Source organism: Lysobacter yananisis (genome assembly GCF_031199375.1).
In the GTDB taxonomy this organism is placed as follows: Bacteria; Pseudomonadota; Gammaproteobacteria; order Xanthomonadales; family Xanthomonadaceae; genus Lysobacter; species Lysobacter yananisis.
The window spans coordinates 5,052,582-5,065,434 of record NZ_CP133568.1 but is presented as its reverse complement, the minus strand read 5'-3'; the positions used below and the strand labels follow the sequence as shown (position 1 = coordinate 5,065,434).

Below are 12,853 nucleotides of genomic sequence, written 5' to 3'. Positions count from 1 at the left end.
ACAAGAACGAAACCTTGGCCGTCGATCCGGCCGCGATTGGGAGGGGTAGCCATGACTCAACGACACGACCGCACGCCGCAGGGCCTCGCACCGCAAGCCGCCGCCGCGCGCGCGCGCCGCAACGCGCTCAGCGCGGCCCTGCTGGCGGCGCTGTACCTGCCGCTGGCCGCGCAGGCGCAGGACGCCGCGCCGGCCGGCGAGGCCAAGACCATCGACAAGGTCACCGTGACCGGCTCGCGCATCAAGCGCGCCGAGATCGAAGGCCCGGCGCCGGTCACGGTGATCACCACCGAGCAGATCAAGCGCGAAGGCTTCGCCAACGTGTACGAGGCGCTGAGCTCGCTGACCGAGGTCACCGGCTCGGTCCAGGCCGACGTCAACAAGGGCCCCACGCCGAACGCCAGCCCGCTGAACCTGCGCAACCTCGGTCCCGGCCGCACCCTGCTGCTGATCGACGGCCGCCGCGTCGCCGATTACCCGCTGCCCTACGAGGGCCGCGGCAACTTCGCCAACTTCAACAACATCCCGATGTCGGCGGTGGAGCGGATCGAAGTGCTGGCCAGCGGCGGCTCGGCGATCTACGGCTCCGACGCGATGGCCGGCGTGATCAACATCATCATGAAGAAGAACTTCAACGGCGATGAGGTGCGGATCAAGGGCGGCACCACCACCCGCGGCGGCGGCGATTCCTACGACCTGTCGTGGACCGGCGGACGCACCGGCGAGAAGTGGAGCGCGACCTACGGCGTGCAGCTCAGCGGCCGCGAGACCATCTTCGCCGGCCAGCGCGGCTTCCTCGCTTCCGACCTGGAACCGGCGGCGACGGTCAAGCCGCTGGTCAACGACCCGTGGCCGTGGGTGTGGGGCGTGGAGCTGATCGACACCGCCGCCAAGCGCCGCGTCACCCCGCCGGCCGGCGCCTGCGACCGCTTCCAGGACCTGCCGCTGCACAACTTCCTCGGCAACGACGGCAACGCGCCCGAGTTCCCCGGCTACAGCTGCTCGCAGTCGCGCGGCAATTCGTTGTGGAGCCTGCGCAACGGCTCCGACAACCGTTCCGGTTTCGGCAACTTCAGCTACGACTTCGACAACGGCATGCAGGCCTGGGTCAGCGCGTCGGTGTGGGACAGCGACGGCGAGTCGCGCCAGGACGAGGCGCTGCGCTTCGAACTCAACCGCGGCGGCGCGTTCTACGACCAGAACACCGGCCGCAGCTTCCAGGCGCGGCGCGCGTTCACCGTGCCCGAGGCCGGCAGCCGCGATCCGTTCCTGTTCAACACCAGCGAACGCTCCTGGGACCTCGCCGCCGGCCTGCGCGGCCGCTTCGGCGAGCGCTTCAACTGGGACGCCACCGTCGGCCGCACCGAGTACAAGGTCGACTTCAGCTTCCCGGGCATGCTGCAGGGCGCGGTCGACAGCTACTTCCTCGGCCCGCAGTTGGGCACCAACAACGGCCTGCCGGTGTATGCGCTGGACCAGGGCAAGTTCTGGTCGCCGATGACGCCGGAGACCTTCCGCCAGCTGACCACCCGCGGCAAGAGCAGCGCCGAGTCGTGGATGAACCAGGCCCAGTTCTCGGTCAACGGCGACCTGTTCGAACTGCCGGCCGGCCCGGTCGGCTTCGCCGGCGTGATCGAGGCCGGTTCGCAGGGCTACCGGCTCAAGCCCGATCCGCTGACCTTCGGCCCGAACAAGCTCTACGACCAGCCCGGCGGCACCAACCAGGGCGGCGGCGACCGCAAGCGCTACGCGGTCGGCGTCGAGTTCAAGGTGCCGGTGTTCAAGACCCTCGACGTGACCACCGCCGGCCGCTTCGACCGCTACGACGACGACGCGCGCAAGGAAAGCAACTTCACCTGGAACGCCGGTATCGAGTGGCGTCCGATCGAAAGCCTGCTGGTGCGCGGCGCCTACAACACCACGTTCCGCGCGCCGGACATGCATTACCTGTTCGCCACCAGCGGCACCGGCACCCAGGAAGACACCGACGTGTCCACCTGCGTGAGCCGCGGCCTCGGCCCGGATTGCAGCACGCAGGCGCTGTACTACCGCCACAACATCGCCCGTACCGGCAACCTCAAGCTGGAAAGCGAGACCGGCAAGTCGTGGAGCGCCGGCCTGGTGTGGGACGCGGCCGAGAACCTGTCGTTCAGCGCCGACTACTGGCGCATGACCATCGACAACCAGGTCCGCGATTTCGACATCGCCGACATCCTCGACCTCGAAAGCCAGTGCCGCAACGGCCGCACCCGCCGCGCCAGCGACCGCATGCAGGTCACGCCGGGCTCCTCGACCTGTTCGGACATCGTCTCGCGCGTGACCCGCAGCGCGCCGGGCACCAATTCGTTCGGCGTCGCCGACCCGAACTATCCGATCGGGCAGGTGGTGTCGGTGTTCAGCGGCCCGATCAATATCGCCTACCGCGAAGTGGCCGGCGTCGACTTCACCGCCCGCTACAAGATCCCGGCGACCCGCTTCGGCGATTTCAGCTTCCAGTTCAACTACACCAACCAGCTCAAGAACAACGAGCAGCGCGACCCGGGTTCGCCGATGCAGGAGAACCGCGACAAGGAAGTGCGCACCTTCGCCCGCGCCAGCGCCAGCTGGAGCCGCGGCCCGTGGAACGCGACCTTGTTCGCCAACCGCATCGGCCACGTCAACGGCGACGGCTACAACGAGTGCGCGCCGATCCTGCCGGGCCAGACCGACACCTCCTGCCGCATGGTCGGCAAGCTCAAGGCGCCGGTGTACTTCAACCTGACCGCGGGCTATCAGCTGACCGAGCAGGCGCGGGTCAACCTGTACGTCGACAACCTGTTCGACGAAGCCGACTACAAGGACCCCTACAAGAAGTTCTTCGCCTACGCCAACGAACGCGTGTTCACCCGCGTGGGTCGTGAAATCTCGGCCGAATTCGTTTACAAGTTCGACTGATCGCGTCGCGTACCGAATCGGACGCGCGGGCCGCCCGGGCCCGCGCGGACGGCAGCACCCCGCGGCCGGGCCGGCGCGCATCTCCTCCAGTGATGCGCGCCGGCGTGGCGGCGGAACCTCCCGGGCAAGGCGGTGTAAACCCTCGCGGCCACCCTCGGAATGCGTGCCGCGAGGTCTTGTCCGGACCTCGGAACGGGAGCGCGGGAAGCGCGCTCCCGTTTTTTTCCGCCGCCGCATGCGGCCGGACTCCGCCGCCGCCGACTTCCTATCGGGCCGCGCTCGCGCCGCGCCCGCGTCCCGACTCCGACAGGTGACCCCATGCCTCAGACCGCACGGCCTCCGTCCTCCTGGCGCCTGTTCGCCGCCTTCGCCGCGCTGCTGTTCGCCGCCGCCGCGCAGGCCGCGCCGCTGTCCAGCCGCGAGCTGCACCAGGGCTGGCAGTTCCGCCTGCAGCCCGGCGATCCCGAGGCCGCCGCGCACCGCGCGGCGACCCAATGGCGCGGCGCGCAGGTGCCCGGCCACGTCCACACCGACCTGCTCGCGGCGGGCCTGATCGCCGATCCCTACGTCGGCGCGCCGGAAGCGCAGCTGCAATGGATCGGCCTGGCCGGTTGGGAGTACCGCACCACCTTCGATCTCGACGCCGCGACCTTGAAGCGCGCGCGCAACGAACTGGTGTTCGACGGCCTCGACACCTTCGCCACCGTGACCCTCAACGGCCGCGAACTGCTGCGCGCCGACAACAGCTTCCGCACCTGGCGGGTGCCGGTCGACGGCCGCCTGCGCGCACGCGGCAACGAGTTGCGGGTGACGTTCGAGTCGCCGATCCGCAAGCTGCTGCCGCGGGTGCAGGCGATGCCGAACAAGATCGCCGGCAACTATCCCTCGCCCTACGGCGACGAGCCCAAGGACGCGATGACCGGCAACTTCGCGCGCAAGCCGGGCTACCACTACGGCTGGGACTGGGGCCCGCGCTACGTCAGCGCCGGCATCTGGCGCGGCGTGCGCCTGGAAAGCTGGGACCGCCTGCGCATCGTCGACCTGCACGTGCGGCCGCACGCGGTGAGCCGCGAACGCGCGCAGGGCGAGGTGGTGCTGGAGATCGACAGCGTCGATGCCGGCAGCGCCGCGATCGACATCGAATACGCCGGCCCCGACGGCGCGCCGACGACGCTGCGCCAGCCGGCGCGGCTGCGCGCCGGCCGCAACACGGTGTCGGTGCCGCTCGCGATCGAACGTCCGCGGCTGTGGTATCCGGTCGGCTACGGCGAGCAGGCGCTGTACACCTTCAAGGCCCGCATCGACGACGCCGACGGCGTGCAGGCCCAGGCCCAGCGCCGCACCGGCCTGCGCCGGGTCGAGCTCAAGCGCGAGAAGGACGCCGGCGGGCAGGGCTTCGCCTTCGTCGTCAACGGCATCGAGGTGTTCGCCAAGGGCGCCAACGCGATCCCGTTCGACGCGTTCCCGGCGCGGGTCACCCGCGAGCGCCTGCGCCGCGATCTGCAGTCCGCGCGCGACGCCAACATGAACATGATCCGCAACTGGGGCGGCGGTTATTACGAGTCCGACGATTTCTTCGAACTCGCCGACGAACTCGGGCTGATGGTGTGGCAGGACTTCATGTTCGGCGGCGGCATGCCGCCGGGGTTCGATCCGGCCTTCCGCGCCAACGTCGTCGCCGAGGCCCGCGACAACGTGCGCCGGCTGCGCAACCACCCCAGCATCGTGCTGTGGTGCGGCAACAACGAGGAAGAGACCGCCTGGAAGGACTGGGGCCACGGCAGCAAGCTCAGGGACGCCGATCCGAAGTTCGCCGAGGAGGTCTGGAACGGCTATGTCGCGCTGTTCGGCAAGGACCTGCGCGAAGTGGTCGCGCAGGACGGCGCCGGCGTGCCGTATTGGTCTAGCTCGCCGAGCAACGACCTGGCCGAGAAGGCCAACGACTCCAACAACGGCGACAAGCACTACTGGGACGTGTGGGGCGGCCCGGCGCTGCCGGCCACGGCCTACCTCGACGAGACCCCGCGCTTCATGTCCGAGTACGGCCTGCAGGGCTGGCCGTCGCTGCGCACGATCGGCGCGTTCGCCAAACCCGAGGAGCAGGGCATCGACACGCCGGTGATCCGCGCCCACCAGAAGTTCCTCGCCGGCGACGGCAACACCCGCCTGCTCAAGTACGTGCGCGGCGAGTACGGCGAGCCGCGCGATTTCGCCGACTTTGTCTATCTCAGCCAGCAGGTCCAGGCCGAGGGCATCGAACTGGCCGCGCTGCACCACCGCGCCTCGCGTCCGCGCACGATGGGCTCGCTGTACTGGCAATTGAACGATGTCTGGCCGGGCGCGTCCTGGGCCAGCCTGGACTACTTCGGCCGCTGGAAGCCGCTGCATTTCCACGCCAAGCGCTTCTTCGCCGAACTGGCGATCGCGCCGCTGCGGCGGCCGGCCAAGGGCGAGACCGAGCTAAGCCTGATCTCCGACCGGCAGCAGCCGGTGCGCGGCGAATGGCGGCTGCGGGTGATCGACTTCGACGGCAGCGTTCGCCACGAGCAGCGCGAGCCAGCGACGCTGGCGCCGCTGAGCGCGACCCGCGCCGGCCGCTGGAGCGATGCCGAACTGCTGCGCGGCGCCGATCCCAAGCGCACTGCGGCGGTGTTCGAGTTGTGGGTGGACGGGCGCGCGGTGTCGCGCAACGTGGTGTATTTCAGCGAGTCCCGCAATCTGGCCTGGCAAGACCCGAAGCTGCGCGCGACGCTGCGCCGCGACGGCGGCGGCTACGTGCTTGAACTGCACGCCGACGCCTTGGCGCGCGCGGTGTGGATCGACTTCGGCGACCGCGATGTCGCGTTGGACGACAACGCGTTGACGGTGTTGCCGGGCGAGACGGTGCGGATCGCGCTGAAGTCGGCGGCCGATCTCGACGCGCTGGAGCGCGCCTTGACCCTGCGTTCGTTGTACCGCCGCTGAGGCGGGCGAGGGCGGCGGCGCACCGGCGCCGCCGCGGCGCGAAGGCGAGGGCGCAAGGCCGTCGACTTCGCGCCGTGGCCGCTCCCGCCGGCCCGGCGCGGGGATTGCGCCGCGCCCGGGTTCGCGCCGATGCTGGACGAAGGACCGGCTGACCCCATCGCGCCACGCCGCGCGTTGACAGCCCCATCGCCCACTACAAGGACGCACCCGGTGAGTTCCCGTCTTCCCGTCGCCCTGGCCGGCTTGATGCTGGCCCTGCCCATCGGCCTGGCCGCGTTCGGCCAGCCTTCGTCCCGCCCAACCCCGATCCGCGGCGACGTCACCGCGCCGCCGCCGCCGGCGCCGCTGCTGGTGGCGCGCGAGGCCGAAACCCCGATCCGGCTCGAATCGGCGCGCATCGACGCCGAGCTCAGCGGCGGCCTGGCCCACACCGCGATCGAGCTGGTGTTCCGCAATCCCAACAACCGCGTGCTCGAAGGCGAACTGCAGTTCCCGCTGAGCGAGGGCCAGCAGATCGACGGCTTCGCCCTGGACATCGACGGCCGCCTGCGCCCGGCGGTGCCGGTGCCCAAGGACAAGGGCCGCGAAGTGTTCGAGGCGATCGAGCGCCGCGGCGCCGACCCGGCCTTGCTGGAGCAGACCGCCGGCAACCAGTTCAAGCTGCGCATCTATCCGATCCCGGCCCAGGGCACGCGCCGGGTCCGGCTGGAACTGCGCGAGGCGCTGCGCCGCCACGACGGCCAGTGGCGCTTCGAGCTGCCGCTGGCGTTCGCCGCCGGCGCGCAAGCTTTCGACCTGCAACTGCGCAGCGCGGCCAAGCCGCAGGTGGACGGTCCCGGCGGCGAGGCGCGGGTGAGTTCGCGCGGCGGCGGTTACACCCTGGCCCTGGCGCGCGCGCCGGCCGGCGGCCGGCTGGCGGTCAGCGTGGCCGCCGCGACCGGGCCACGGGCCTATGTCCAGGAGCACGACGGCGAGCGCTACTTCCTCGCCGAAGTGCCGCTGCAGGGCGCGAGCGCGCCGCGCGTGCTGCCGGCGTCGGTGGCGGTGGTCTGGGACAGCTCGGCCTCCGGCCGCAAGCGCGACCACGCCAGCGAGCTGGCCTTGCTGGATCGTTACTTCCGCCGCGCCGGCCGCATCGAGGCGAGCCTGATCCGGCTGCGCGACCGCGCCGAACCGGCGCGCGTGTTCCAGGTCGAGAACGGCGACTGGGCGGCGCTGCGGCGCGAACTGGAAAGCACGGTCTACGACGGCGCCACTGCCGCCGACAGTTGGCAGGCGCGGCCGCAGGTCGGCGAGTACCTGTTGTTCGGCGACGGTTTGTTCAACTACGGCGCCGGCGGCCTGCCGCAGTTCGCGCCCGGCCAGCGCCTGTACGCGCTCAACTCGGCCGACGCCGACGCCGCGCGCCTGGGCGCGCTGGCCCAGGCCCACGGCGGCCGCTTGCTGAGCTGGCAGCGCGCCGGCGAACTCGACCGCGTCGCCGCCGGACTGCTCGAAGAAGGCCCGCGCCTGCTCGGCGCGGACGCGCTCGGCGCCGACCGGATCGAAGTGCAGTCCGCGTTTCCCGACGACGGCCTGCTGCGCATTGCCGGCCGCCTGCGCGACGCCCGCGCCGAGTTGAACCTGCGCGTGGCCGACGGCCAGGGCGAGCGCCGCCAGAGCGTGAAGATCGGCGCCGACGCCCCGGCCTCGGCGTTCCCCGCGCGGCTGTGGGCGCGTTACGCCATCGCCCGGCTCGAAGCCGACCCGGAGACCAACCGCGCCGCGATCGCGCGCCTGGGCCAGGGCTTCGGCGTGGTCACCGGCGAAACCTCGCTGATCGTGCTCGACGACATCGCCGATTACGTGCGCTACGACATCGCGCCGCCGGATCGCCGCGACGAGTTCCAGCGCCTCAAGGCGGCCCAGGCGAGCGAGCGCGACAGCACCCGCAAGGCCAGCCTGGACCGCGTCGCCGAGCTGTACGCGCGGCGCATCGAGTGGTGGCAGCGCGACTGGCCGAAGAACCCGCCGAAGGGGCTGGTGGCGCGGGTCAACCGTGCGGTCGAAGGCGGCTACGACCCGGAAGACGAGAACGGCGACGGCAGCGTGCATTACGCGCCGCCGTTGCCGATCGCCGATGCCGCGCCCGTTGCCGCGCCCATTGCCGCCGCCGCCGATGCGGCCGCGAGCGAGGCCGACACGCTGCGCCGCCGGTCCGAGTCGCGGGCCGTGCGCGAGGAGGCCGTGTCGATACCCGAGTTGCCGGCGGCGATGGCGCCGCCCGCGCAACCGATGCCGATGCCGGTCGCCGCGGCGCCGGCCGCGCGAGCCTCCTCGCTGGACGCGATCACGGTGACCGGCAGCCGCATCGCTTCCCCGGAGGAAGCCAAGGCCGACGTCGCCGGCCCGGACGGCCGCGCGGCGAGCATCGCCCTGCAGCCCTGGCAGCCCGATTCGCCCTACGCCCGCCGCCTGCGCGCCGCGCCGGCCGCGCAGGTCTACCGCCTGTACCTGGACGAGCGCGATTCGCACGCCGCCAGCACCGCGTTCTACCTCGACGTCGCCGACGTGCTCGAATCCAAGGGTCAACGCGACCTCGCCTTGCGGGTGCTGTCGAACCTGGCCGAGCTGGACCTGGAGAACCGCCACGTCCTGCGCGTGCTCGGCTACCGCCTGCTGCAGATCGGCGAACCGAAGCTGGCGGTGCCGGTGTTCGAGCGGGTGCTGCGCCTGGCCGAGGAAGAGCCGCAGAGCTTCCGCGATCTCGGCCTGGCCTACGCCGCCGCCGGCCAGCCGCAGCGCGCGGTCGACAACCTCTACGAAGTCGTCGTGCGCGACTGGGACGACCGGTTCCCCGGAATCGAGGAGATCGCCCTGGCCGAGCTCAACGCGATCGCCGCGGCGCATCCGGGCGAGACCGATCTGGCCCAGGTCGATCCGCGCCTGCGCCGCAACCTGCCGCTGGGCTTGCGCGCGGTGTTGAGCTGGGACAGCGACAACTCCGACATGGACCTGTGGGTCACCGACCCGAATGGCGAGAAGTGCTTCTACGGCCACAAGCAGACCTTCCAGGGCGGCCGCATCACCGAGGATTTCACCGGCGGCTACGGGCCCGAGGAGTTTTCGCTGCGCAAGCCCAAGCCGGGCAAGTACAAGGTCGAGGCCAATTTCTTCGGCAGCCGCCAGCAGTTGGTGACCGGCGCGACCACCTTGCAGCTGTGGCTGAGCACCGGGTTCGGCGGTGCGGGGCAGGTCGACCGCAAGGTCACCCTGCGGCTCAAGGATTCGCGCGACACCGTCCTGGTCGGCGAATTCGAAGTGAAGTGACCGCCGCGACGCGGCGGCGGTGGCTGCCTGCAGGAGCGGCGCAAGCCGCGACCGCGCCACCGCCCGCCGCGTCGAACCCCGGGGTCCGATCCTCCCGCGCCGCTGCGGCCCGTCGCCGTGCCGCCGCGCGGGCCGCGGTCGGTTGCGCCGCGGCGGGCGAGGGCGCGGTTGCGGCTCGCGCCGCTCCTACAAGGGCGGCGGGCCGCGCGGGGCCTCATGGCCTGCTAGAATCGCCGGTTCATCCGCACACGCACAAACCCGGACATGATCGAACTCAATCCCGTCCGCCAGCGAATCGCCGACCTCAAGGGCCGGCTGGATTCGCTCAGGGGGTATCTTTGACTACGACGCCAAAGTCGAGCGCCTGGAAGAAGTAAACCGCGAGCTGGAAAGCCCCGACGTCTGGAACGACGCCGAACGGGCGCAGAACCTCGGCCGCGAGCGCGCCGCGCTGGAAAAGGTCGTCAACGGCATCCACACCCTCACCGAGGGCCTGGTCGGCGGCCTGGAGCTGCTGGAACTGGCCGAGATGGAGGACGACGAGTCCACCGCGCTGGCGGTGGTCGAGGACGTCGAGCGCTACGCCAAGGAAGTCGAGAAACTCGAGTTCCGCCGCATGTTCTCCGGGCAGATGGACAGCGCCTCGGCGTTCGTCGACATCCAGGCCGGCGCCGGCGGCACCGAGGCCCAGGACTGGGCCGAAATCCTGCTGCGCATGTACCTGCGCTGGGCCGAATCGCGCGGCTGGAAGGCCGAGCTGATGGAAGTCAGCGGCGGCGACGTCGCCGGCATCAAGTCGGCCACGTTCCGGGTGGAAGGCGACTTCGCCTACGGCTGGCTCAAGACCGAGACCGGCGTGCACCGGCTGGTGCGCAAGTCGCCGTTCGACTCCGACAACCGCCGCCACACGAGCTTCACCTCGGTGTTCGTGTCGCCGGAAGTCGACGACAAGATCGACATCGAGATCAATCCGGCCGACTTGAAGACCGACGTCTACCGCTCCTCGGGCGCCGGCGGCCAGCACGTCAACAAGACCGAATCGGCGGTGCGCATCACCCACGTCCCCAGCGGCATCGTGGTGGCGTGCCAGACCGAGCGCAGCCAGCACGCCAACCGCGACCGCGCGATGAAGATGCTGGCGGCGAAGTTGTACGAGCTGGAAATCCAGAAGCGCAACGCCGAGCGCGACGCGGTCGAGGCGACCAAGTCGGACATCGGCTGGGGCAGCCAGATCCGCAACTACGTGCTCGACCAGAGCCGGATCAAGGACCTGCGCACCGGCATCGAGCGCAGCGATACCCAGAAGGTGCTCGACGGCGATCTCGACGAATTCGTCGAGGCCAGCCTCAAGGCCGGCCTGGAAGTGGGCTCGAAACGCAGCGACGCGGTGTAAGCCGCGCGCCGGAGGCGGCGATGCCGTCTCCGGCCCGGCCCCGGGCGCCATCGCGCGCCCGCGGCGCCCTCCGGCTTGCCGCGTCGGCCCCGTTCCTCCCGTCCGTTCCGTTCGCTCGCGCTATCCGGCGCAACGCGTATCCCTCCCGCCGTCGTTCCCGCGAACGCGGGAATCCAGGGCTTCATCGCGACGCTCTTTCGCCGCAGATTCCCGCCCGGCCCCGCCGCATCGCCGGCCGACCGCGGCCGGCGTTTCGCGCACGCGCCGCGGGACTTCAGTAATCTGCCCCCTCACGCATCCCCCATCCGCATCGCCAAGACCATGACCGACGAAACCCAGCAGCCGCCCATCGACGAGAACCACCTGATCGCCGAGCGCCGGGCGAAACTCACGGCGTTGCGCGGGGAGGGCATCGCGTTCCCGAACGATTTCCGTCGCGGCGACTACGCCGGCGACCTGCACGCGCTCTACGCCGATGCCGACCTGTGGACCCAGGAGGCGCTCGACGCCAAGGCGCATCGCGTCGCGGTGGCCGGCCGCATCCTGCTCAAGCGGGTCATGGGCAAGGCCAGCTTCGTCCAGATCCAGGACGAGTCCGGCCGCCTGCAGCTGTTCCTGCAGGCCAACGCGCTCGGCGACACCTACGACAAGTTCAAGGGCTGGGACGTGGGCGACATCGTCGCCGCCGAAGGCGCGCTGACCCGGACCAAGACCGGCGAACTGTCGGTCAAGGCCGAATCGCTGCGCCTGCTGACCAAGGCGCTGCGCCCGCTGCCGGACAAGTTCCACGGCCTGGCCGACGTCGAGCAGCGCTACCGCCAGCGCTACGTCGACCTGATCGTCTCGCCCGATTCGCGCGAGGTGTTCGTCAAGCGCTCCAAGATCATCCGCGCGATGCGCGCCTGGCTCGACGCGCGCCGCTTCCTGGAAGTGGAAACGCCGATGATGCATTACATCCCCGGCGGCGCCACGGCCAAGCCGTTCACGACCCACCACAACGCGCTCGACCTGCAGCTGTACCTGCGCGTGGCGCCGGAGCTGTACCTCAAGCGCCTGACCGTCGGCGGCCTGGAGCGGGTCTACGAGATCAACCGCAACTTCCGCAACGAGGGCGTGTCGACCCGGCACAACCCCGAATTCACCATGCTCGAGCTGTACGAGGCCTACGCCACCTACACCGAGATCATGGACCTGACCGAGGCGGTGATCCGCCACGCGGCGAACGACGTGCTGCGCACGACCCAGGTCGAGTGGGACGGCAACGCCATCGACCTGGGCCCGGCGTTCCGCCGCTGGTCGATGACCGACGCGGTGCTGGAGCACAACCCGCAGATCAAGCGCGAGGAACTGCGCGACCTGGCCGCCATGCGCGCCCACTGCGCGCGCCTGAAGGTCGCGGTCAAGCCGTCCTACGGCTGGGGCAAGCTGCTGCTGGAGATCTTCGAGAAGACCGTCGAGCACACCCTGATCCAGCCGACTTTCATCACCGACCACCCGGTGGAAGTCAGCCCGCTGGCGCGCGCCAACGACCTGGACCCGGAACTGACCGACCGCTTCGAACTGTTCGTCGGCGGCAAGGAACTGGCGAACGGCTTCTCCGAGCTCAACGACCCCGAGGACCAGGCCGCGCGCTTCCAGGCGCAGGTGGCGCAGAAGGACGGCGGCGACGACGAGGCCATGCACTTCGACGCCGACTACATTCGGGCGCTCGAGGTGGGGTTGCCGCCGACCGGCGGCCTCGGCATCGGCATCGACCGGCTGGTGATGCTGCTGACCGGTTCGTCCTCGATCCGCGACGTGCTGCTGTTCCCGTACATGCGTCCCGAAGCCGGCGCCTGAGCCGGCCGCGGCGGTCCGCGCGCCGCCGCGCGCGTGTCGTCGGCGTCGGTTGTTCCTGTGCTGGCGGCATCGCCTGGAACCATCCTGGCGCGAACCGCGCAGCGTCAGCGGCCGCCGCGCCAGGGCAGACAGGCCCGCGCCGACCGCGCGCGGGTCGCAGCGCGCGCGACCGGATCGGGGCATACTGCGGCGGTCCGCGCACTGGAGCCGAGCGGCCCAGGGCGCCCGGCCGCCACGTCGTGCACCATCGACAACGGCCAGCCCCCGCTGGCCGTTGGCTTATCGGGTTTGCGTACAAAGCGTGATGAATGCCGCGCAATCGCTCATGGCTTCAGGTGAATGCCGGCCCACGCAGGGTGTGCCGGGACTTTCGGCGGCTGCCTCGGCACGGCGCGGCGGAGTATGCTCGCAGAC

Annotated in this window: 5 protein-coding genes; all 5 read left to right on the top strand. The window is 70.7% G+C overall.

The window, feature by feature from the left end:
* The first annotated feature begins 51 nt into the window (after positions 1-51).
* The 5 genes from RDV84_RS20850 to lysS all read left to right on the top strand — a co-directional run bounded on the left by RDV84_RS20850 (position 52) and on the right by lysS (position 12,439).
* Positions 52-2,934, top strand: coding sequence for a TonB-dependent receptor plug domain-containing protein (locus tag RDV84_RS20850; protein WP_309151458.1), 2,883 nt, complete (start codon positions 52-54; stop codon positions 2,932-2,934).
* Positions 2,935-3,252: 318 nt separating this feature from the next.
* Positions 3,253-5,898 (top strand): beta-mannosidase, encoded by a 2,646-nt coding sequence (locus tag RDV84_RS20845; RefSeq protein WP_309151457.1) that lies wholly within the window; start codon positions 3,253-3,255, stop codon positions 5,896-5,898.
* Between the two features lie 246 nt (positions 5,899-6,144).
* Positions 6,145-9,207: a VIT domain-containing protein gene (locus tag RDV84_RS20840; RefSeq protein ID WP_425606364.1), complete on the top strand. Its 3,063-nt coding sequence runs from the start codon at positions 6,145-6,147 to the stop codon at positions 9,205-9,207.
* A gap of 264 nt (positions 9,208-9,471) precedes the next feature.
* Positions 9,472-10,600 (top strand): peptide chain release factor 2 gene (gene prfB / locus RDV84_RS20835; protein ID WP_101943990.1). Its coding sequence is split into 2 segments (ribosomal slippage): positions 9,472-9,546 and positions 9,548-10,600, totalling 1,128 coding nucleotides; the frame shifts between segments, so codons are not numbered across the junction.
* A 321-nt stretch (positions 10,601-10,921) separates the two neighbouring features.
* The gene (lysS, locus tag RDV84_RS20830; protein ID WP_078998623.1) at positions 10,922-12,439 is read left to right on the top strand and encodes a lysine--tRNA ligase; all 1,518 of its coding nucleotides are present in this window, start codon (positions 10,922-10,924) and stop codon (positions 12,437-12,439) included.
* Positions 12,440-12,853: the final 414 nt, after the last annotated feature.